This window comes from Marinobacter sp. PE14, from assembly GCF_053566155.1.
This window is the reverse complement of record NZ_JBQXNY010000001.1, coordinates 1011105-1032469: the sequence shown is the minus strand read 5'-3', so window position 1 is coordinate 1032469 and position 21365 is coordinate 1011105. Positions and strand designations below refer to the sequence as shown.

Genomic DNA, 21365 nt, shown 5'->3' with positions numbered 1-21365 from the left:
ATACTGAGAGGGTTTTCGTATTGGTACCTCGGGAGGGACTTGAACCCCCACGCCTTGCGGCAACAGGACCTAAACCTATCGTGTCTACCAATTCCACCACCGAGGCTTTTAACCAAAATTCTAAACTTGTCGCTGAACAGACTCAACAACCAGCTTTACCGATTCCCATGCTTGTTCATGAAACGTCGCAGGGTTACGCCGTTCTGAAATTCAACAGAGTCGCGAATCAAAACAAGGGGAAAGTGGGGTGGACGAAGGGGATCGAACCCTCGACCGCAGGAGTCACAATCCTGAGCTCTACCAACTGAGCTACGTCCACCACATCAGGACATACCTTTCGGTATTTTCATAACATCAACTTTGCTGGTTACGGTCGCTCCGGCGCGGACCAAGCCAACGACTTGATGGCGCGCCCGGCAGGACTCGAACCTGCGACCACCCGCTTAGAAGGCGGGTGCTCTATCCAGCTGAGCTACGGGCGCTTGACCGTTCGCCCACCTGAACATTCAGAATTTTGGTCGGGGTAGAGAGATTCGAACTCCCGACATCCTGCTCCCAAAGCAGGCGCGCTACCAGACTGCGCTATACCCCGTCTGAACTGAACAACAAGTGCCTCAGCAAAGTTGGCGCGCATATTACCGGCGGCGGAGGGTCCCGTCAACACGTATTTCGAAATTCCCTGAAACAACAGCCTTTTCAGTGACAAAGCGCCCTCACGAAAGCTCCGGCGCACCCCGCCCAATCAACCGTCCAATTGGAGTTCCGATGGAAGCATGAGACAATGCCCAACCTTCAATTTACCGACGCCCAACCGACAAGACGAGACATGACCGCCAAACTGATCAACGGAAAAGAAATTGCCGCCGAAGTAAGACAGCAGGTCGCCGCCGGGGTAGAAGCACGAACACAACAAGGATTGCGCGCTCCCGGACTGGCCGTGGTACTGGTCGGCAACGATCCCGCGTCCCACGTGTATGTAGGCAACAAACGCAAGGCCTGCGACCAGGCAGGCATCCTCTCTCTCTCATACGATCTGCCGGAGGACACCTCCCAGGAAGCCCTGGAAGCGCTGATCGATGAACTGAATGAAAATCCGACCGTGGACGGAATCCTGGTACAGCTTCCATTGCCCGCTCATCTGGACGCAGATCCGATTCTGGTCAAGATTCGCCCGGACAAGGACGTTGACGGCTTCCATCCCTACAACATTGGCCGCCTGATGCAGCGCAAACCGACCCTGCGCCCCTGCACACCGGCTGGTATTATCACCCTGCTGGACAGCATAGAGACTCCCTACAAAGGCCAGCATGCGGTGATCGTGGGCGCTTCCAACATAGTCGGGCGCCCCATGAGCATGGAGCTGCTATTGAAGGGCGCGACCACAACGGTCTGTCATCGATTCACACCGGATCTGGAGAAATTTGTTCGTGAAGCGGACATTCTGGTTGCTGCTGTCGGCAAACCGGGCCTGATCAAGGGAGACTGGGTAAAACCGGGGGCAACCGTCATTGACGTAGGTATCAACCGGATGGAAGACGGGAAACTGCATGGCGATGTGGACTTCGCAGCCGCTTCTGAACGCGCCGCCTACATAACGCCGGTTCCCGGCGGCGTAGGGCCGATGACCATCGCCACCCTGCTGCAGAACACCCTGTACGCTGCTGACGTGCTGCACAAGGACTGAATTCGACAAGCCACAAAAAACCCCGCCGAAGCGGGGTTTTTTATGCGCAGAGCTTACTGCCCGTACTTGGCTTTCGCCTTCAGACGGTAAGCGTGCAGCAGCGGCTCGGTGTAGCCGTTCGGCTGCTCGCGACCCTTGAGGACCAGATCCAGCGCTGCCTGGAACGCGACGCTGTCATCAAAGTTCCCGGCCATTGGGCGGTAGGCCGAATCACCGGCGTTCTGTTTGTCGACCACTGCAGCCATGCGCTTCATGGTTTCCATGATCTGCTCTTCGGAGCAGATACCATGGTGCAACCAGTTGGCCAGCAGCTGTGACGCGATACGCAGAGTTGCACGGTCTTCCATCAGGCCGACATCGTTGATGTCCGGCACCTTGGAGCAACCAACACCCTGGTCGATCCAGCGCACAACGTAACCGAGGATACCCTGGGCGTTGTTGTCCAGCTCCTGCTGGATCTCTTCGGCGCCCAAGGAAGCCGGATCATCCATCACTGGCACTGCCAGGATGTCTTCCAGCGCTGCACGGGTGCGGCTTTCCAGCTGCTTCTGGACGTCAGCCACGCTCACCTGATGGTAGTGAGTGGCATGCAGCGTGGCGGCAGTCGGAGACGGAACCCACGCGGTGTTCGCACCGGCCTTCGGATGACCGATTTTCGCCTCCAGCATGCCGGCCATAAGATCCGGCATGGCCCACATGCCCTTTCCAATCTGGGCAACACCACGGAAACCAGTTTCCAGGCCGATGTCCACGTTCCACTGCTCGTAGGCGTTAATCCAGGTCGCCTGTTTCATCGCACCTTTGCGAATGAACGGTCCCAGTTCCATGGAGGTGTGAATCTCGTCACCGGTGCGATCCAGGAAGCCGGTATTGATGAACACGGCGCGCTCTTTCGCGGCGTGGATACAGGCTTTCAGGTTAACTGTGGTGCGACGCTCCTCGTCCATGATGCCGACCTTCAGGCTGAAGCGCGGCAGGCTCAGTGCATCCTCTACACGACCGAAAAATTCGTTGGTGAATGCCACCTCTTCCGGCCCGTGCATCTTGGGCTTCACGATATACATGGAGCCTTTGGTGCTGTTCTGGAACTTGCCGTTACCCTTCATATCGTGGATGGCGATCAGTGAGGTGATCAGACCGTCCATCAGACCTTCCGGCACTTCGTTGCCGTCTTTCAGAAGGATGGCCGGGTTGGTCATCAAGTGACCAACGTTACGGATAAACATCAGGCTCCGGCCTTTCAGGCTAAGCTCGCTGCCGTCTGCCGCGGTGTAGGTGCGATCCGCATTCATCTTGCGGGTCAGCTGCTCGCCACCTTTTTCGAAGGTTTCCTGCAGGTCGCCCTTCATCAGGCCCAGCCAGTTACGGTAAGCCAGCGCCTTGTCGTCGGCATCCACGGCGGCTACCGAATCTTCGCAGTCCATGATGGTGGTCAGCGCAGACTCCATCAGTACGTCTTTGACGTTGGCGCCGTCGTCTTTGCCAATCGGGTGACTGGCGTCAATCTGGATCTCGAAGTGCATGCCGTTCTTGACCAGCAGCACGCCGGTAGGCGCATCCGCGGCACCGGTGTAGCCAACAAAGCCGGCCTCGTCTTTCAGGCCAGTGGACTCGCCGTTCTGCAATTTGACGACCAGCTTGCCACCTTCAACCACATATTTGGCGGCGTCTTTGTGACTGCCAGACGCCAGCGGCGCTGAGCTGTCGAGGAGATTGCGGGCCCACTCGATGACTTTGGCACCGCGCACCGGGTTATAACCACGCCCTTTATCAGCGCCGTTTTCCTCTGAAATGGCATCGGTACCGTACAGGGCATCGTACAGGCTACCCCAGCGCGCGTTCGCCGCATTGAGGGCAAAGCGGGCATTCATGATCGGAACCACAAGCTGCGGGCCGGCCATGGTTGCCACTTCCGGGTCGACATTGGAGGTGGAGATCTTGAACTCGGAAGGCTCGTCAACCAGGTAACCGATGTCTTTCAGGAAAGACTTGTACCCGGCCATGTCCAGCTTCTGGCCCTTGTGGTCGCGGTTCCAGCTGTCCATTTTTTCCTGGATAGCATCACGCTTGGCCAGCAACTCACGGTTGCGTGGCGCCAGCTCGTTCACGATCTTGTCAAATTCTGCCCAGAATTTATCGGCATCGATTCCGGTGCCCGGGATCGCTTCGTTGTTCACGAAATCATACAGATTCTTTGCGACCTGAATGCCGCCGACTTGTACGCGTTCTGTCATCGTTGTCTGCCTCAGTGGGTTACGTTTCCCGACTCCCCCTTCATCTTGAGGGGGCATTCTAATTTGAGCGCCGCATTGTAAGGGAAAATCCTTACAAGATCATGCCTGCAGCCGCAAAACTGGTCTGACCAACCAGCAGCTCCCCGAAATTCAGGCCTTACGCCAGGTCGTCCCCTCCCGGGAATCGTCCAGAATAATACCTTTTCCGAGGAGCTCGTCGCGGATCCGGTCGGCCTCGGCAAAATTCTTCGCCTTGCGGGCATCAGCCCGGGCCTGGATCAGCGCTTCAATGTCCTCGGCACTGAGCTCGCCACCCGTATCCGCCTGGAAGAACGCCTCGGGGTCCTGCTGCAGCAGGCCAAGCACTCCGCCAAGTCTTACCAGAACCGCGGCACTGCGCTTCGCGTCTTCTTCACGACCGTCCCGACGATGCTGATTGATCTCGTTGGCCACAGCGTGCAAGACGGCAATGGCACCCGCGGTGTTGAAGTCATCGTCCATGGCCTCGGCAAACCGCTGGTCGTGCTCGGATTCCGGCACATCAGCTGCCTTGGCAGGCACAACTCCGCGCAGCGCGTGATAGAGCCTGGTCAGCGTGCGGCCAGCCTCAGCCAGGTTTTCCTCGGAATAGTCCACCTGGCTGCGGTAGTGGCTGGATACCAGGAAGTAGCGAACCACCTCCGCCGGGTAGGTCTCCATGATTTCGCGAATCGTGAAGAAATTGCCCAGAGATTTGGACATTTTCTCCTTGTTTACCCGGATGGCACCCGCGTGCATCCAAGTGTTCACGAAGGTATGGCCGGTGGCGCATTCGGATTGGGCAATCTCGTTCTCGTGGTGCGGGAACAGCAGATCCGGGCCACCACCGTGGATATCAAAAGTGTCGCCGAGGCAGCAGGTGGACATAGCGGAGCACTCGATGTGCCAGCCGGGACGACCATCGCCCCAGGGCGAGGGCCAGCTGACCTCGCCCGCCTTTGCCGCTTTCCACAGCGCGAAATCCGCCGGGCTACGCTTGGCTTCCTGGACGTCTACCCGCGCACCCGCCAGCAAATCTTCCAGCTTTTTCTTGCTGAGCTTGCCGTAGCCATCAAAGGAATCAACGGCAAAGTAGACATCACCGTTATCCGCCGCGTAGGCGTGGCCGCTGGCAATCAGCCTGTGGATCATCGCAATGATTTCGTCAATAAATGCGGTGGCCCGGGGCTCGTCATCCGGAGACAGCACGCCGAGGCGGGCTTCATCCTCATGCATGGCCTTGATCATACGATCAGTGAGCTCGGTGTACGGCTCGCCGTTCTCATCGGCACGACGCAAGATCTTGTCATCAATGTCGGTGATATTGCGGACATAGTTCACTTCATAACCGTGATGGCGCAGGTAACGTGTGATCACGTCAAATGCCACCAGAACCCGGGCATGGCCCAGATGACAGTAGTCGTAAACCGTCATGCCGCAGACATACATCCGGACCTTGCCCGGCTCGATCGGCCGAAACTCTTCTTTCTGCTGGGTCAGCGTATTGTAGATGCGGATCACTTGCCCCCCTTACCCCAGGAATCCCTGAGCGTAACCGTGCGGTTGAATACCGGTCGGCCAGCGGCTTCAGTATGAGCCTCATCACAGAAGAAGTAGCCTTCCCGCTCGAACTGATACGGCAGATCCGTAAGGGGTGAGGCCAGGCTTTTTTCGACCCGCGCGCCTTTCAGAACCACCAGCGATTCCGGGTTCAGATGATCCATCAGATCACCTTCCTTGTCGCTGTCCGGCGATTCATGGTTGAACAGGCGGTCATACAGGTTGATGTCCGCTTCCACGCTATCGGTGGCCGAAACCCAGTGGATAACACCGTTGGGCTTATAGCCTTCAGGATTGACGCCCAGAGTGTTCGGGTCGTATTCGCACTTGAGCTCCACAATCTCACCGCTGTCGTCGCGGATCACTTCCCGACAGGTCATTACGTAGCCACCCCGCAGGCGCACCGCCTGATCCGGTGCCAGCCGCTTCCACTTGCGCGGCGGCTCCATTTCGAAGTCCTCCCGATCAATGAACAGGGTCTGGGTCCAGGGCACTTCACGCTCGCCCATCTCCGGGTTTTGCGGGTGAACCGGCAACGTCAGGGTTTCGCCCTGGTCAGTCGGGTAGTTAGTCAGCGTCACCTTCAGCGGGCGCATTACACACATGGCCCGAGGCGCACGACTGTTGAGATCTTCCCGGATGGCATGCTCCAGCATGCCCACATCCACGGTACCACCAGCCTTGTTCACCCCGATCATGTCGCAGAAGGTACGAATGGATTCCGGCGTGTAGCCGCGCCGGCGCATGCCGGAAATGGTTGGCATGCGCGGATCGTTCCAACCATCAACCACACTTTCATCCACCAGCTTCTTGAGCTTCCGCTTGGAGGTGATGGTGTAATTCAGGTTCAACCGGGCAAACTCGATCTGACGCGGATGGCAGGGGCCGGAGATGTTATCCAGAACCCAGTCATACAACGGCCGGTGATCCTCGAATTCCAGGGTGCACAGGGAGTGGGTAATCCCTTCCATGGCATCGGAAATGGGATGGGTAAAGTCATACATCGGGTAGATGCACCACTTGTTGCCAGTCTGATGGTGTTCCGCGTAACGGATGCGATAAAGAATCGGATCCCGCATGTTGATGTTGGGAGATGCCATATCGATCTTGGCCCGCAGCACCAGCTCACCGTTCTGGTACTTGCCGTCCCGCATATCGCGGAATAGCTGCAGACTCTCTTCCACCGGCCGGTCCCGGTAGGGGCTGTTTCTGCCCGGCTCTTTCAGGCTGCCCCGGTACTCGGCCATTTCATCGGCCGTCAAGGCGCACACATAGGCCTTATCCCGGGTGATGAGCTCCTCGGCAAATTCATAGAGGGCATCAAAGTAATCGGAGGCGTAACGCACCTCTCCTGCCCACTCGTAGCCAAGCCACTCAACATCCTGCTTGATCGCGTCGATGTATTCCTGGTTTTCCTTTTCCGGGTTGGTGTCGTCAAACCGCAGGTTACAGTCGCCGGAAAAGGTCTCGGCGATGCCAAAGTTCAGGCAGATCGATTTGGCGTGACCAATATGCAGGTAGCCGTTGGGCTCCGGCGGGAATCGGGTGACCACCTTGCCGGTATGCTCTCCGTTGGCGATGGCGTCTTCGATCAGGCTCTGGATAAAGTTGTGGGCTTTCTTCGACTCGGCGCTCATACAATCTCTGTTAAAAGGGGAGTGAATCTTAAACCGCGTATTATACTCACAAATCCTTGCCGGACTCATGCATAGCGGGAAACTCTTGAGTACAATGGGCGCGTTAACGTACCTAACCTTTCTGAACAGGAAAACCTGATGATTCTGCTGACAACGAACTACGGTGACATCAAGCTGGAACTGGACTACGACAAGGCACCGGAAACCGCCAAAAACTTTGAACAGTACGTTCGCGACGGTTTTTACGATGGCCTGATTTTTCACCGTGTGATCAGCAATTTCATGATTCAGGGCGGCGGCTTCGAGCCGGGCATGACCCCACGCAAAACCCGCGATTCCATCCAGAACGAAGCCGATAACGGGCTGAGCAACATGCAGGGCACCATCGCCATGGCGCGCACCATGGACCCGCATTCTGCCACCGCGCAGTTCTTTATCAACGTCGAGAACAACGGCTTCCTGGACCACACCGCCAAGAACGCAGAAGGCTGGGGCTACTGCGTGTTCGGCAAAGTGATCGAGGGCATGGACACGGTCAACGCAATCCGTGCGGTTCGCACCACCATGCGCGCCGGCCACCAGGATGTGCCCGCCGATGACGTGGTCATCGAGAAGGCCGAGGTTCTGGAGGACGCGTGACCACGCTGTTTATTTCAGACCTCCACCTCGAAGAATCCCGCCCGGATATTACTGAGGCGTTTCTGGGATTTCTCGACGGAAAAGCGAGCGGTGTTGAACAGCTGTATATCCTCGGCGATTTTTTCGAGGCCTGGATCGGCGATGACGAGCGCACGCCGCTCCAGGAGCAGATTGCGGCTGCCCTGCGAAAACTGAGGGACAGCGGCACCGGGATTTTTCTGATGCACGGCAACCGGGACTTTCTGATCGGCCAGGACTTCTGCGACCGGGCCGGCGCGACGCTGCTGGACGACCCGACGGTGATTGATCTGCACGGCACCCCTACCCTGCTGATGCATGGCGACAGCCTTTGCACCGCCGATGTGGAATACCAGAAGTTCCGGGCCAACATGCGCAACCCGCAGTGGCAGCAGATGATACTCCAGCGTCCCCTTGAAGACCGCCAGCAGATGGCCCGCCAGCTTCGGGAAATCAGCATGGCGAAAAATCAAGGCAAGGAAGAATTCATCATGGACGTAACGCCCGAGGAAGTGGTCAGGGACATGGAAACACACGGTGTCCAGCGAATGATCCATGGCCACACCCATCGCCCCGCGGTGCATGAACTGACTGCTAACGGGGCGCCTGCGAAGCGCATTGTTCTGGGGGACTGGGACAAGAATGTCTGGTGGCTGGAGGCGAAGCCGGGCGAAGAGCCCGAGCTGAACAAGCAGCCGTTGTAAAAAAGCCGGGCAAATGCCCGGCTTTTTTAGCCTTGGCTTCAGTGCGCCAGTATCTGCTGGAGGAACTTCTGAGTCCTGGCTTCCTGTGGATTTGTGAAAAACTCGTGGGGTGGCGCCTCCTCCACAATCTCACCTCCATCCATAAAGATAACCCGGTCAGCTACCGTCTTGGCAAAACCCATCTCGTGGGTTACGCAGAGCATGGTCATACCGCTTCCCGCCAATTCAATCATTACGTCCAGCACTTCCTTGATCATCTCGGGATCCAGCGCTGACGTTGGCTCATCGAACAGCATAATCTTGGGCTTCATGCATAGCGCCCTGGCGATCGCCACACGCTGCTGCTGACCGCCCGAAAGCTGCCCCGGGAATTTGTTGGCCTGGTCCGGAATCTTGACCCGCTCCAGATACTCCATCGCCGATGCTTCCGCTTCCTTTCGGGGCGTTTTGCGCACCCAGATGGGCGACAGGCAGCAGTTCTCGAGAACCGTCAGGTGTGGGAACAGGTTGAAGTGCTGAAACACCATGCCGACTTCCCGCCGAACCGTATCAATATGGCGGACATCATCGGTCAGCTCGATACCATCAACAATGATTTTGCCCTGCTGATGCTCCTCCAGCCGGTTGATGCAACGGATAAAGGTGGATTTTCCCGAGCCTGATGGCCCACAGATGACAATTCTCTCGCCCTGATCAACGGTCAGGTTGAGATCTTTGAGAACATGGAAGTCCCCGTACCACTTGTGCATGCTCTCAACCCGGATGATGCCAGGCTTTTTATCCGACTGGTCCTTTGGCGGGGTCTGCATTTCTGAGGTTTGTGTTTGGTCTGTCATAGGATTACCCATCAGGTCTTATGACCAGTGTCGAGTTTTCGTTCAAGGTTCTGGCTGTATCTGGAGATGCCAAAGCAGAAGACCCAGAAACAGAACGCCACAAATACATAGCCTTCAATGGCAACATTCTGCCAGGCGGGATCGGTAACCGTGGACTGGACTGTGCCGAGGATATCGAACAGGCCGATAATCAGCACCAGCGTGGTGTCCTTGAACAGGGAAATGAAGGTGTTCACGATACCCGGAATAACCATCTTCAGAGCCTGTGGCAGGATGACCAGCCCCATTTTGCGCCAGTATCCCAGACCCAGAGCATCGGCAGCCTCATACTGGCCCCTGGGAATGGCCTGCAGGCCACCGCGAATCACTTCCGCCATGTAAGCGGACTGCCACAGGGTTATACCGATCAGCGCCCGTGCCAGTTTCTCGAAGTTCACACCCTCCGGAAGGAACAGTGGCAGCATCACCGAGGCCATGAACAGAACCGTAATCAGCGGCACCGCCCGCCATACCTCGATAAAGACCACACAGATCCCACGGATGATCGGCATCTCGGAGCGACGACCCAGCGCCAGCAATATGCCAATGGGCAAGGACGCAATGATACCGATGTAAGCCAGGATCAACGTCAGCATCAGGCCGCCCCATTTCGAGCTCTGCACTTCTTCCAGGCCGAAACTGCCACCGGGAATCAGAAAGTAGCCAACAATGGGTAGACCAAAGATACCGAAAAGCCCGAGCCATTTGCGGCCGGGGAATCGCTCAATGAACTGGGGAATAAAGGCAACGGCCAACAGCAGGAACATCGTATCCACACGCCACTGCAGTTCATCGGGGTAGAATCCGTAGATAAAGAAGTTCAGCCGCTGACTGATAAAGAGCCAGCAGGCACCAGCGCCCGTGCAGTCGCTCGCGTCACTGCCAACGAAGTTCGCGTCGAGGAAAAACCAGTTGAGCAAAGGCCCCACACTGGTCACAAGCAGATAAGCCACACCCAGCGTCAACACCGTGTTGAACCAGCCTGAGAACAGGTTCTCCCGCATCCACTTGACCGGCCTGAGCGCCTTCTTGGGTGCTTTCATGGTTGACTCGGTCATCATCGCTCCTTAATGGCCACAGCCCGGTTGTAGATGTTCATGAACAGCGAGATCAGCAGACTGATGGTGAGATAGACCGCCATGGTAATGGCGACAACCTCTACTGCCTGCCCCGTCTGATTCAGCGTAGTGCCCATGAATACCGCCACGAGATCCGGATAACCAATGGCGGTGGCCAGCGACGAGTTCTTCACCAGATTCAGATACTGGCTGGTGAGAGGCGGAATGATGACCCGCATGGCCTGTGGTATCACCACCAACCTGAGGGTAAGGCCGTTGGGCAGTCCCAGAGCCTTCGACGCCTCGGTCTGGCCCTTGCTCACCGAGAGAATACCGGAGCGCACAATTTCAGCGATGAAGCTGGCCGTGTACAGAGACAGTGCAATCCACAGCGCTGCCAACTCGGGAATGATGGTAATGCCGCCACCAAAGTTGAAGCCCCTGAGTGCCGGCAGATCCCACTCCAGAGGCCGACCGGCCACGAGATAAGAGATCACCGGTGCGAGCACCAGAATAGCCACGCCAACCTTGAAGGTCGGGAAAATCTGCCCGGTCGCCAACTGGCGTTTTTTGGCCCATATCCGGATACCAACGACAGCGGCGATGGCAAGCAGAATACAGCCCCAGACAAAGCCGAACCCCTCCTGTGTGACAGGATCAGGCAGGTAAAGGCCCCGGTTATTCAGGAACAGTGCGCCGCCGACATCAACACTCTGGCGCGGTGACGGAAGGTTGCTGAGTACGGCAAAGTACCAGAAGAAAATCTGCAGAAGCAGCGGTATGTTGCGAATCACCTCGATGTAAACCAGCGCCATTTTGGCCACCAGCCAGTTACTCGAGAGTCGCGCAACACCAATGATGAAACCGAGAATGGTGGCGGCAACGACACCCATTGCGGAAACAAGCAATGTATTGGTCAAACCGACCCAGAAGGTTCGGCCATAAGACATGGTTGCATCATAAGGCACCAGATTCATGATGATCCCGAACCCGGCGGTTTCATCCAGAAAACCGAAACCGGTGCTGATGCCACGGCTTTCCATGTTGGAAAGCGTGTTATCGACGAGAACCCATCCGCCCCAGAACACGAGGGCAATGGCTACCGCCTGAAAGAAGAGTGAGCGGACCCGGGGGTCGTACCAGGGCTTGGGCCCTGCAGGTCGGGTATCGATTGTTTGTTTTTTCATGGAGTATCCTGAAGAGCTTCCCTGTGGTTTACAGCATCAGAGATAACGGCGAAGCCTCCCTACAGGAGACTTCGCCGTGTGCCTTCAGGTCTTATCGGACCGGCGGCGCATACAGAACGCCACCATCAGTCCATAGCGCATTGATTCCGCGATCCAGACCCAGCGGGGTATCCGGTCCTACGTTGCGCTCATACATTTCGCCGTAGTTACCTACCAGCTTGATTGCCTGATAACCAAAGTCATCCGGCAGTCCAAGCTTGGCACCCATGTCACCATCAGTACCCAGCAGGCGCTGGATATTCGGGTTGTCGGACTTCAGCATGTCATCGGCATTGGCGCTGGTCACGCCCAGCTCTTCGGCGTTGATCTGCACGGAGAGCACCCACTTGACGATGTTGAACCACTGATCGTCACCCTGGCGAACGACCGGACCCAGCGGCTCCTTGGAAATGGTGTTCGGCAGGATCTTGGCTGAATCCGGATCAGAAAGCTTCGACCGAAGTGCCGCAAGCTGCGAACGGTCCGAGGTCAGAACGTCGCAACGACCCGCTGCAAAGCCCTGAACGGTTTGCTCTGAGGTATCGAATACGATCGGCTTGAATTCCATGCCCTTGGCACGGAAGTAGTCCGACAGGTTCAGCTCGGTGGTGGTACCGGCCTGGATACAGATGGTGGCACCGTCCAGTTGGGTGGCATCGTCCACGCCAATACCTTTGTTGATCAGGAAGCCCTGACCGTCGTAATAGTTCACGCCGGCAAAGTTCAGACCCAGGGAAGCATCTCGAGTCAGCGTCCAGGTGGTGTTACGGGAGAGCATGTCGATTTCGCCGGACTGCAGGGCGGTGAAACGCTCTTTTGCAGTCAGCGGTGTGAACTCAACCGCGCTTGCATCACCGAAGATGGCTGCGGCTACCGCTCGGCAGGTATCGACGTCGATACCGGTCCAGTTACCTTTTTCATCAGGCTGCGAGAAGCCCGGCAAACCACTGGTCACGCCACACTGCAGGTGGCCCTTCTCCTTGACGTTCTCCAGAGTCGTGGCTGCCATGGCACCAGTCGCCGTGAACGTACCTACGGCCAGAGCAATCCCCAGGGCAATCGATTTCGTCTTTCTCATTGTCTTTTCTCCGAACATCAGTTGGTTTTATCGCGACGAGTGTAATCAGCAATTTGCAAGCCACTCGGCGTAACCCGATGATTTATATTGTTTTTATCAATCACCGGTGCGTTTCAGGCGAATCTGGAACGAAGTAATACCACTTCATGCACCAACTCGGCGCTTTCGCTCCAGGCCCATGCGCCAAAAAAAGGCAGACCAAGGGCCGCGCCTATTAAAAGTAGAACAAGGTTCGGGAAATGAACTAGTTTTTATGCAAAATTATTTGGAAATTTTGAAGACGGGGGGCTCTTTGTAGGTCTCGAGGCGCTTCAGCCAGCCCGGCAGCCAGCGCTCCCGCTCGATCGGATTCTCTGCGTTTTCAGCTCGCCGCGTCAGAACGTTGCCGGCGGCTTCCCGAAATTGCACGAGGGCGCTCTGATCTGGCGAACCAGACATTTCCAAAAGCACCTGCAGCAGACCCCAGCCCTGATCGTTGTAGCGCTCCGTCGGCGAAAGCCCCTCGCCCTTGAAATTCACATAGTCGATGATGGCGTAAACGCCGCCAGGGGTCTGACTCAAAGCATCCAGCCTGTCAGCCACTTCTGAGGTTCGACCATCCGGAGCCGCCTCAACAATGCTTCCGAGCGATTGCCTGGCGCGACGGAAAATAAATTCGGCCTGGATACCCTGAGTTCCTGCCAGAAACTCCCGCAACTCTGCCACTCGGGGCGAATCGTCTACGGCCAGAAAGTCTGCTTTTTCACTCCAGGGAGCATCAAAGGGCTCCAGCGCTCGCAACCACTCGGGCATGTTAACCTGACGTTGCTCCATGTACTCCATCAGGGCCGGGAAGCTCTCGACGAATCGCCCCTCAACGCCCTCCGGATACCAGATGAAGTGCCCAATTCCAAGCGACGGGAACGCCTCACCATCGTTCCAGTGGACCAGGCACTGGAAACGACTGGCACACTCGTTCCGGAAAATCTGTTGGCCTACCCAGTCCAGTTGGGCGGAAGTCAGTGCCAGGGAGACATCGACATCCGGGCCCGTGGGTGAAATAAGATGCGGGCTTTCTGATCCGGCTGCCTTGTCCTCATCGGTGGAATCACAGCCAGTAAGTGCGAAAACACCCATCAGAGAAAACAGTACAAAGAATTTTCCAAACACCGGCGCCTCCGGGAGAGTCAGAATTGTGCGCGATCACTCTACCGCATGTTCGGTCAGCCTGGCTTTTATGTCCCCCGGGATCGGCAGCGCTTTCTCGGTTTCATAGTCGAAATGGATCAGCACGGCAACACCCCGGGCAATCTGCTTACCCCCCTGCCAAGCCTCCTGAACCACATGAAACGAGGAATTACCGATCTTACCGATGCCTGTTTTGATCTTGACCGGAATATGCCAGTAGCTCTGTGCCATCAGATCAATCTCCAGCCTGGCAATGATCAGCGGCCACGTCTCGGCTTCAAGAGTCGGATGAAAAATACGGAAAACCGGCGTCCTGGCCTGCTCGAACCAGACCGGCAGAGTGGTATTGCTGATATGCCCGAGGGCATCGGTATCGCTGAAACGTGGTTCCAGTTCCAGATGAAACATAGCGGCTTCCCTCTTTCTGAAAACCGCCTACTATACACCGGCCGGGCCCAAAGACCCCAGAACTGAGACTAAGGCAGGATACGCAGAATCCGTCCATCCGCACTGTCAGTGAGCAGATACACTGCGCCATCAGGCCCGGTAGCCACATCCCGGACCCGTTCGCCAAGCGCTTGGAACAATGTCTCCACGTCGCTTGCCTGGGGGGCTTTCAGCATGACGCGGTGCACGCTTTTATCAGCAAGGGCGCCTACCAGGAGGTTTCCCTGCCAGTCCGGAAACAGGTCACCCCGATAGCGGGTCATGCCTGAAGGGGCAATTGAAGGAGTCCAGTGCAACAACGGTTGCTCCATACCCTCCCGCTCAACAAACGGCGTGATCATCGCTCCGGTGTAGTCGATGCCGTGAGTGATCACCGGCCAGCCATAGTTGTGACCCGGCTCGATAATGTTGATTTCATCCCCACCACGTGGCCCATGTTCATGGGCAATCAAGACGTTTTCGACGGAATCGAACACCAGCCCCTGAACGTTGCGGTGCCCGTAACTGTAGATTTCCGGCAGAGCGTCTTCCCTGCCAACGAAGGGGTTGTCGGCGGGAACACTGCCATCCGGGTTCAGCCTCACGATCTTGCCCAGATGACTGGACAGGTTCTGCGCCTGCTCCCGATAGTCAAATCCGTCTCCCAGGGTCACGATCAGCGTACCATCCGGAAGCCAGGCCATTCGGCCACCATAATGGGCGCTGCCTTCCTTTGCAGGCTTGGCACGGAATATCTCGACAACGTCCGTCAAGGCGTCCGCCTGCAGCTGACCACGGGCCACGCACAGGTGATTCGCAGAGGCAGTTCCGCATGCGTAGGCGAGAAAGACCAGCTGATCATTCTCAAAGTCCGGCGACAGCAGCACATCGAAAAGGCCTGCCTGGGCATCATTGAAAACGGGCGGAACCCCAGTAATCGGCGCCGGGCCCAGCTCCCACTCCCCTGAAATCTGCCGCAATCGCCCTGCCCGCTCCGTCACAAGGGCGCCACCGCCGGGAAGAAACGCCAGAGACCAGGGATGCTCCAACCCGGAGGTCAACGTCTCGACGATATAGTCGTCCGAAGACTGGGCCTGTGCCGGACCTGGCAGCGAGCCGAGGCCCGCTGCCAGGCAAAAGACCAACAGGGGGCCCGAGGCGCGGCTACTGACCCAGGTGACCGGCCTGGCAGTAAGTCTGGCGAACAAGGCGCCGGCAAATGCCGCAGTTAACAGCATAGCGAGCAGACCTCCCTCGGTTCGGGTCGCCGCAATAAGCGTTGGCATAGGTGCCAGGGCATTGACAGTCATTAGCGAAACCCACAGCCCGGCGGCCCCAGCCAGGGCGAACAGTGTTATCCGAAGTCCACGACCCACAAAACGGGAAACGGCCGCGGCGGCGCCCTGGGAAACAAGGAAACTGACCCCGAAAAGGATCAGGTAGAGCGGCGCAAAAGAGACCAGATCATGCCCGGTGGCGGAAACGCGGGCGTCAAGCCCAACCGCCACCCCCATAGCCTGAAGGGCCCACAGGTTTAGCTGGGTCTGAACCACGGTGCCAAGAACCACCCCGACCGCCAGAGCCACCAAAAAGCTGATGATGTTTTTCTTCGTTAACTGCCGCCCTGTCATTGCTCCGCCTCCAAAACCCTTTGCCGTTTATACGACCAATCCTTCCAGATACAAACATAAAAAAGCCGGAGCATCACGCTCCGGCTTTTCTTCGAGGCGGATTCAGCCCGCAAACTCACTGCTCCACAAAGGCCCGCTCAATCACATAATGGCCCATGTCGCCACCGCGGGCTTCCTTGAATCCCATATTGTTCAGGATGGCGCAGGTGTCCTTGAGCATACTTGGGCTGCCGCAGATCATGAAACGATCGGTCTCCGGATCAAAATCCGGCAGGTCCAGATCACGGGTGATTTTTCCGGTCTCCATGGCATCGGTCAGCCTCCCCTGGTTGCGGAACTCTTCCCGCGTCACAGTCGGATAGTAGACCAGCTTGCCTTTGACCATTTCGCCGAAGTATTCGTTCTCCGGCAGCTCCTCGATCTCCGTCTGATAGGCCAGCTCGGAGACGTAACGAACGCCGTGGGTCAGAATAACCTTGTCGAACGCCTCGTATACTTCCGGGTCCTTGATGATACTCATGAAGGGCGCCAAACCGGTGCCGGTGCTGATCAGCCACAGGTTCTTTCCGGGCAGAAGGTTGTCCAGAATCAGGGTACCTGTCGGCTTGCGGCTCACCAGAATTTCATCGCCTACCTGAATTTTCTGAAGACGGGATGTCAGTGGGCCGTCCTGGACCTTGATCGAGAAAAACTCAAGCTCTTCCTCATAATTGGCACTGGCGATACTGTAGGCGCGCATCAAAGGCTTACCCTCGGTTTCCAGGCCGATCATGACAAAGTGCCCGTTCTTGAAACGGAACCCCGGATCCCGGCTCGTGGTAAAGCTGAACAGGGTATCGTTCCAGTGATGGACGCTGGTAACTTTCTCTTTGATCAGGTTGCTCATGTAAACCTCTTGCCTGTTCGTTACGCTTTTTTACGGCGAATGATTCAACTTTGGATTGCGCTCAGTCTAACCCGACACTAACCTATCGGGAAAATGGGATATTCTCATAACCTTATTCGAGTGAGCCGATTAAGAGCGAAAAGTTATGAAGTACAGTTTTCGACAGCTGGAAGTTTTCCTGGCAGCCGCCCAATACCAGAACATTACCCGTGCTGCCGAATCGCTGGCCATGTCGCAATCGGCGGCCAGCAGTGCGCTGAAAGAACTGGAAAACCAGTTCGATATCCAGCTGTTCGACCGTGTTGGCAAACGACTCCAGTTAAACGAGCTTGGGCGGCTTTACCGCCCCAAGGTGGAGGCCGTCCTCGCCCAGGCCAATGAACTGGAGCAGGCGTTCAGCAAGCACACCGAAGTGGGCGCCCTGAAAGTGGGTGCCACGCTTACGATAGGAAACTATCTGGCCGTAGGTGTCATGGCCCAATACATGAATACCCCTACCCGCCCCAGAGTCTCCCTCGAAGTCGCCAATACCAGCACCATCGCAAAACGTGTGAGGGACTTCGAGCTGGATATTGGCCTGATTGAGGGGGAACTTCAGTCGTCCGAGCTGGATGTGCTGCCCTGGCGAGGTGATGAATTGGTGATGTTCTGTTCACCCAGCCATCCTCTGGCCAGCAAAGCGTCCCTTTCAGATGAGGACCTGCGCAACGCCACCTGGATCATGCGTGAGCAAGGCTCAGGGACGCGCCAAAGCTTTGAGCGAGGCATGCACGGCCTGCTACCGGATCTGAACGTGCTACTGGAACTGGAACACACCGAAGCCATCAAGCGGGCGGTAGAGGCAGACCTCGGCATTGGCTGCCTGTCGGAGGTAGTCTTGGCCGACGCGTTCAAGCGAGGCAGCCTGGTTCCGCTCACGGTCCCTGCGCACCGACGGTTTGATCGCCAGTTCTACTTCATCCTGCATAAACAGAAATACCGCAGCGCTGGCATTGATGCGTGGATAGAGCTGTGCCGGCAGCTACGCTGAAATCGGCCCACTGTGGAACCGGAACTCGGTATCCGGATTCTCGATCAACGCTTTCTCAAGCGCCAGAAAATCACCCACGCGCGCCTCGATCGGCCCACCGGCGGCCTGCTCTGCCAGAGTCAGATAATCCTGATAATGCCTCGCTTCAGATTTCAGCAAACTGGTGTAGAAATCCGCCAGCTTCTCATCCAGGAACGGAGCCAGGGCGGCAAAACGCTCACAGGAGCGCGCTTCGATAATGGCGCCCACAATCAACACATCCACCAGACGCCCGGGATCTTCTGCGCGGACTTCCTGTCTCAACCCTGCGGCGTATCGGGCCGGGGTAAGGTGACAATAGTCCACGCCGCGCTTGTTCATGATCGCGAGCACCTGCTCGAAATGCCGGAGCTCCTCACGGGCCAGCCGGGACATCTTGTTCAGCAGATCGGTGTTGTCCACGTACCGGTACATCAGGCTGAGCGCGGTGGAGGCGGCCTTTTTCTCGCAATGGGCATGATCGATCAGCATCAGGTCCTGGTTCGCCAGGGCATTGTCGATCCATTGCTGTGGGGTCCGGCACGGCAGGAAGTTGTGAATCTCTTGCAGGGCGTCGTTCATGGTCGAATACAGTTGTTGGTTTGCGGCCGGCGAGTATAGCGCACCTAACAGATCTCTCCGACCTCTGTCCAACTTAACTTTATAAGGGGTTTCCTATAGAATGCAGCGCCAGAATAAGGAGTCTCTGAATAAACCCTGAAACCCCATCGGTGATTTGAGGCATTATTCAGAGGCTCCTGCGGCCTTTCCGCCAAAACCTCCCGCCAAGGCATGAAGCCAACGGCGCGGGACATTCCAACTGATGAGGGTCCATATCGTGTTAGAAGCCTATCGTGAACACGTTGCTGAACGTGAAGCCCTGGGTATTCCTCCCAAGCCCCTGAACGCCGAGCAGACCGCTGCTCTGGTCGATCTGCTCAAAAATCCGCCGGCCGGCGAGGAAGATACCCTGGTGTATCTCCTGGAAAATCGCGTACCGCCGGGTGTCGATGAAGCCGCTTATGTAAAGGCTGCGTTCCTGACCGCCATCGTAAAAGGCGAAGCCTCTTCTCCGCTGCTGGACAAGCAGACAGCGGTCAAGCTGCTGGGCATGATGCAGGGTGGCTACAACATTGAGACCCTGGTTGACCTTCTGGACGACTCCGAACTGGCCGAACTTGCCGGTGAGCAGCTGAAGCGCACCCTGCTGATGTTTGACGCCTTTAACGACGTGAAGGAAAAGATGGACGCAGGCAACCCGGTTGCCAAGGCAGTCGTCGAATCCTGGGCCAATGGCGAGTGGTTCACCAACAAGAAGAAGGTACCCGAGAGCACCAAGATGGTGGTGTTCAAGGTCACCGGCGAAACCAACACCGACGACCTGTCACCGGCTCCGGATGCCTGGTCCCGTCCGGACATCCCGCTGCACGCCCGCGCTGCCTACAAAATGGAACGCGACGGCCTGAAGCCGGAAGAGCCGGGCGTAACCGGCCCGATGAGCCAGATCGACGAGATCAAGTCCAAAGGCCTGCCGGTTGCCTTCGTGGGTGATGTTGTCGGTACCGGTTCTTCCCGTAAGTCGGCCACCAACTCCGTTCTGTGGTTCTTCGGTGACGACATTCCGGGCGTGCCGAACAAGCGTGCCGGCGGTGTCTGTATCGGTAACAAGGTTGCTCCCATTTTCTTCAACACCATGGAAGATGCCGGCGCCCTGGTTTTCGAAGCTCCCGTCGACGACATGAACATGGGCGATGTTATCGAGATCCGTCCGTATGAAGGCAAGATCCTGAACGAGGCCGGCGAGACTATCTCCGAGTTCAAGTTCAAGTCCGAGGTAATCCTGGACGAAGTTCAGGCCGGCGGTCGTATCCCGCTGATTATCGGCCGCGGCCTGACTGCCAAGGCTCGTACAGCACTGGGCATGGGCGCGACCGACCTGTTCCGCCTGCCGAAAGATCCCGAAGCCGGCACCAAAGGCTTCACCCTGGCCCAGAAGATGGTCGGCAAAGCCTGTGGCCTGGAAGAAGGCAAAGGCGTTCGTCCGAACACCTACTGCGAGCCACACATGACCACCGTTGGCTCCCAGGACACCACCGGCCCGATGACGCGGGACGAGCTGAAAGACCTGGCATGTCTGGGCTTCCAGGCCGATCTGGTCATGCAGTCTTTCTGCCACACCGCTGCCTACCCGAAGCCGGTTGACGTGGAAATGCAGCACACCATGCCGGACTTTATCCGTACCCGTGGCGGTGTTTCCCTGCGTCCGGGCGACGGTATCATCCACTCCTGGCTAAACCGCATGCTGCTGCCGGACACCGTGGGCACCGGTGGTGATTCCCACACCCGGTTCCCGATGGGTATTTCCTTCCCGGCCGGCTCAGGCCTGGTGGCGTTTGCCGCGGCTACTGGCGTTATGCCTCTGGACATGCCGGAATCCGTTCTGGTTCGCTTCAAGGGCGAAATGCAACCGGGCATCACCCTGCGCGACCTCGTACATGCCATCCCGCTTTACGGCATCAAGCAGGGCATGCTGACCGTCGAGAAGAAAGGCAAGATCAACGAGTTCTCCGGTCGCATCCTGGAAATCGAAGGTCTTGAGCACCTGACCGTTGAGCAGGCGTTCGAGCTGTCCGACGCTTCCGCTGAGCGCTCTGCTGCCGGTTGTACCATCAACCTGTCTGAAGAATCCGTGGCCGAGTACCTGCGCTCCAACATCACTATGCTGCGCTGGATGATTGCCGAAGGTTACGGCGATCCTCGCACCCTGGAGCGTCGCGCCCAGCAGATGGAAGAGTGGCTGGCCGATCCGAAGCTCATGCGTGCCGACAAGGACGCAGAGTATGCCCACGTTGTGGAAATCGACCTGGCCGAAATCAAAGAGCCGATCGTTTGCTGCCCGAACGACCCGGACGACGCCCGGACTCTGTCCGAAGTGGCCGGCGACAAGGTAGACGAGGTATTCATTGGTTCCTGTATGACCAACATCGGTCATTTCCGTGCCGCCGGCAAGCTGCTGGCGCAGAACAAGGAACCCCTGAAAACCCGCCTTTGGATGTCACCTCCCACCAAGATGGACCAGGCCCAGCTGATGGAAGAAGGCTACTTCAACATCTACGGCACCGCCGGTGTTCGCACCGAGATGCCGGGCTGCTCCCTGTGCATGGGTAACCAGGCCCGTGTGGCAGCCAAGAGCACCGTGCTGTCAACCTCCACCCGTAACTTCCCGAACCGTTTGGGCGATGGTGCCAACGTGTACCTGACCTCCGCGGAACTGGCAGCGGTTGGCGCGGTACTGGGCAAACTCCCCTCCGCCGAGGAATACATGGAGTACGCCAAGGACCTCAACAGCATGTCGAAAGAGATCTACAAGTATCTCAACTTCGACCAGATGGAGAACTACACCAAGAAGGCTGCTGAGGCGAATGTTGCCTGAGCACTAACCTTCAGGGTTTAGCTCCTCGGAAACGCCGGCCTTC

General features: G+C 57.2%; 17 protein-coding genes and 4 tRNA genes. 5 read left to right on the top strand and 16 right to left on the bottom strand.

Annotated elements, in window-relative coordinates; translation table 11 throughout:
* Nucleotides 1-21: 21 nt before the first annotated feature.
* The 4 genes from ACWJ62_RS04935 to ACWJ62_RS04920 form a co-directional block, all read right to left on the bottom strand.
* Nucleotides 22-106: transfer RNA gene (locus ACWJ62_RS04935), tRNA-Leu, on the bottom strand.
* A gap of 137 nt (nucleotides 107-243) precedes the next feature.
* A tRNA-His gene (locus tag ACWJ62_RS04930) sits at nucleotides 244-319 on the bottom strand.
* Between the two features lie 86 nt (nucleotides 320-405).
* A tRNA-Arg gene (locus ACWJ62_RS04925) sits at nucleotides 406-482 on the bottom strand.
* A 33-nt stretch (nucleotides 483-515) separates the two neighbouring features.
* Nucleotides 516-592 (bottom strand) — tRNA-Pro (locus tag ACWJ62_RS04920).
* 234 nt (nucleotides 593-826) lie between these two features.
* On the opposite strand from ACWJ62_RS04920, the gene folD reads away from it, so the two are divergent.
* On the top strand, nucleotides 827-1684 hold the full coding sequence (folD, locus tag ACWJ62_RS04915) for a bifunctional methylenetetrahydrofolate dehydrogenase/methenyltetrahydrofolate cyclohydrolase FolD (RefSeq protein ID WP_449285171.1): 858 nt from the start codon (nucleotides 827-829) through the stop codon (nucleotides 1682-1684).
* Nucleotides 1685-1737: 53 nt separating this feature from the next.
* Here the strand turns inward: folD and ACWJ62_RS04910 are convergent, their stop codons facing one another.
* The 3 genes from ACWJ62_RS04910 to ACWJ62_RS04900 form a co-directional block, all read right to left on the bottom strand.
* Complete coding sequence (locus ACWJ62_RS04910) at nucleotides 1738-3918, bottom strand: malate synthase G (RefSeq protein WP_449285170.1); 2181 nt, start codon at nucleotides 3916-3918, stop codon at nucleotides 1738-1740.
* A 150-nt stretch (nucleotides 3919-4068) separates the two neighbouring features.
* On the bottom strand, nucleotides 4069-5457 hold the full coding sequence (gene cysS / locus ACWJ62_RS04905; protein WP_449285169.1) for a cysteine--tRNA ligase: 1389 nt from the start codon (nucleotides 5455-5457) through the stop codon (nucleotides 4069-4071).
* Nucleotides 5454-7133 carry a glutamine--tRNA ligase/YqeY domain fusion protein gene (locus ACWJ62_RS04900; RefSeq protein ID WP_449285168.1) on the bottom strand — a complete coding sequence of 560 codons (1680 nt, stop codon included), beginning with the start codon at nucleotides 7131-7133 and terminating at the stop codon, nucleotides 5454-5456. The genes cysS and ACWJ62_RS04900 overlap by 4 nt, the downstream gene beginning before the upstream one ends.
* 138 nt (nucleotides 7134-7271) lie before the next feature.
* On the opposite strand from ACWJ62_RS04900, the gene ACWJ62_RS04895 reads away from it, so the two are divergent.
* Together ACWJ62_RS04895 and ACWJ62_RS04890 are read left to right on the top strand one after the other, a co-directional pair.
* Nucleotides 7272-7772, top strand: coding sequence for a peptidylprolyl isomerase (locus ACWJ62_RS04895; RefSeq protein ID WP_449285167.1), 501 nt, complete (start codon nucleotides 7272-7274; stop codon nucleotides 7770-7772).
* Nucleotides 7769-8494, top strand: a complete 726-nt coding sequence (locus ACWJ62_RS04890; protein ID WP_449285166.1) for a UDP-2,3-diacylglucosamine diphosphatase — start codon at nucleotides 7769-7771, stop codon at nucleotides 8492-8494. The genes ACWJ62_RS04895 and ACWJ62_RS04890 overlap by 4 nt, the downstream gene beginning before the upstream one ends.
* A 38-nt stretch (nucleotides 8495-8532) precedes the next feature.
* Here the strand turns inward: ACWJ62_RS04890 and ACWJ62_RS04885 are convergent, their stop codons facing one another.
* The 8 genes from ACWJ62_RS04885 to ACWJ62_RS04850 all read right to left on the bottom strand — a co-directional run bounded on the left by ACWJ62_RS04885 (nucleotide 8533) and on the right by ACWJ62_RS04850 (nucleotide 16841).
* The gene (locus ACWJ62_RS04885) at nucleotides 8533-9243 is read right to left on the bottom strand and encodes an amino acid ABC transporter ATP-binding protein (protein WP_449285357.1); all 711 of its coding nucleotides are present in this window, start codon (nucleotides 9241-9243) and stop codon (nucleotides 8533-8535) included.
* A 98-nt stretch (nucleotides 9244-9341) separates the two neighbouring features.
* Entirely contained in the window at nucleotides 9342-10427 is a 1086-nt protein-coding gene (locus ACWJ62_RS04880) for an amino acid ABC transporter permease (protein ID WP_449285165.1), read from the bottom strand.
* Nucleotides 10427-11614, bottom strand: a complete 1188-nt coding sequence (locus ACWJ62_RS04875; protein ID WP_449285164.1) for an amino acid ABC transporter permease — start codon at nucleotides 11612-11614, stop codon at nucleotides 10427-10429. Before ACWJ62_RS04875 ends, ACWJ62_RS04880 begins: the two co-directional genes overlap by 1 nt.
* Before the next feature lie 91 nt (nucleotides 11615-11705).
* A complete protein-coding gene (locus ACWJ62_RS04870) occupies nucleotides 11706-12731 on the bottom strand; it encodes an amino acid ABC transporter substrate-binding protein (protein WP_449285163.1) in 1026 nt (341 codons plus the stop codon).
* A 261-nt stretch (nucleotides 12732-12992) separates the two neighbouring features.
* Complete coding sequence (locus tag ACWJ62_RS04865) at nucleotides 12993-13880, bottom strand: hypothetical protein (protein ID WP_449285162.1); 888 nt, start codon at nucleotides 13878-13880, stop codon at nucleotides 12993-12995.
* 33 nt (nucleotides 13881-13913) lie between these two features.
* A complete protein-coding gene (locus ACWJ62_RS04860; protein ID WP_449285161.1) occupies nucleotides 13914-14306 on the bottom strand; it encodes an acyl-CoA thioesterase in 393 nt (130 codons plus the stop codon).
* Nucleotides 14307-14374: 68 nt separating this feature from the next.
* On the bottom strand, nucleotides 14375-15955 hold the full coding sequence (locus ACWJ62_RS04855) for a PQQ-dependent sugar dehydrogenase (RefSeq protein WP_449285160.1): 1581 nt from the start codon (nucleotides 15953-15955) through the stop codon (nucleotides 14375-14377).
* A gap of 115 nt (nucleotides 15956-16070) precedes the next feature.
* Complete coding sequence (locus ACWJ62_RS04850) at nucleotides 16071-16841, bottom strand: ferredoxin--NADP reductase (protein WP_449285159.1); 771 nt, start codon at nucleotides 16839-16841, stop codon at nucleotides 16071-16073.
* Between the two features lie 145 nt (nucleotides 16842-16986).
* Between ACWJ62_RS04850 and ACWJ62_RS04845 the strand changes: the two genes are divergently transcribed.
* Complete coding sequence (locus ACWJ62_RS04845) at nucleotides 16987-17871, top strand: LysR family transcriptional regulator (protein ID WP_449285158.1); 885 nt, start codon at nucleotides 16987-16989, stop codon at nucleotides 17869-17871.
* On the opposite strand, the gene miaE is transcribed toward ACWJ62_RS04845, so the two are convergent.
* The gene (gene miaE / locus ACWJ62_RS04840; protein ID WP_449285157.1) at nucleotides 17863-18471 is read right to left on the bottom strand and encodes a tRNA isopentenyl-2-thiomethyl-A-37 hydroxylase MiaE; all 609 of its coding nucleotides are present in this window, start codon (nucleotides 18469-18471) and stop codon (nucleotides 17863-17865) included. The genes ACWJ62_RS04845 and miaE overlap by 9 nt on opposite strands.
* A 256-nt stretch (nucleotides 18472-18727) precedes the next feature.
* Between miaE and ACWJ62_RS04835 the strand changes: the two genes are divergently transcribed.
* On the top strand, nucleotides 18728-21322 hold the full coding sequence (locus ACWJ62_RS04835) for a bifunctional aconitate hydratase 2/2-methylisocitrate dehydratase (RefSeq protein WP_449285356.1): 2595 nt from the start codon (nucleotides 18728-18730) through the stop codon (nucleotides 21320-21322).
* The last annotated feature ends 43 nt before the right edge of the window (nucleotides 21323-21365 follow it).

Bases quoted from the DNA above. Each gene is read 5' to 3' on its own strand.
- folD (WP_449285171.1), top strand. From the start codon at position 827: ATGACCGCCAAACTGATCAACGGAAAAGAAATTGCCGCCGAAGTAAGA.
- ACWJ62_RS04910 (WP_449285170.1), bottom strand. From the start codon at position 3,918: ATGACAGAACGCGTACAAGTCGGCGGCATTCAGGTCGCAAAGAATCTG.
- ACWJ62_RS04900 (WP_449285168.1), bottom strand. From the start codon at position 7,133: ATGAGCGCCGAGTCGAAGAAAGCCCACAACTTTATCCAGAGCCTGATC.
- ACWJ62_RS04895 (WP_449285167.1), top strand. From the start codon at position 7,272: ATGATTCTGCTGACAACGAACTACGGTGACATCAAGCTGGAACTGGAC.
- ACWJ62_RS04885 (WP_449285357.1), bottom strand. From the start codon at position 9,243: ATGCACAAGTGGTACGGGGACTTCCATGTTCTCAAAGATCTCAACCTG.
- ACWJ62_RS04880 (WP_449285165.1), bottom strand. From the start codon at position 10,427: ATGACCGAGTCAACCATGAAAGCACCCAAGAAGGCGCTCAGGCCGGTC.
- ACWJ62_RS04875 (WP_449285164.1), bottom strand. From the start codon at position 11,614: ATGAAAAAACAAACAATCGATACCCGACCTGCAGGGCCCAAGCCCTGG.
- ACWJ62_RS04870 (WP_449285163.1), bottom strand. From the start codon at position 12,731: ATGAGAAAGACGAAATCGATTGCCCTGGGGATTGCTCTGGCCGTAGGT.
- ACWJ62_RS04860 (WP_449285161.1), bottom strand. From the start codon at position 14,306: ATGTTTCATCTGGAACTGGAACCACGTTTCAGCGATACCGATGCCCTC.
- ACWJ62_RS04855 (WP_449285160.1), bottom strand. From the start codon at position 15,955: ATGACAGGGCGGCAGTTAACGAAGAAAAACATCATCAGCTTTTTGGTG.
- ACWJ62_RS04850 (WP_449285159.1), bottom strand. From the start codon at position 16,841: ATGAGCAACCTGATCAAAGAGAAAGTTACCAGCGTCCATCACTGGAAC.
- ACWJ62_RS04845 (WP_449285158.1), top strand. From the start codon at position 16,987: ATGAAGTACAGTTTTCGACAGCTGGAAGTTTTCCTGGCAGCCGCCCAA.
- miaE (WP_449285157.1), bottom strand. From the start codon at position 18,471: ATGAACGACGCCCTGCAAGAGATTCACAACTTCCTGCCGTGCCGGACC.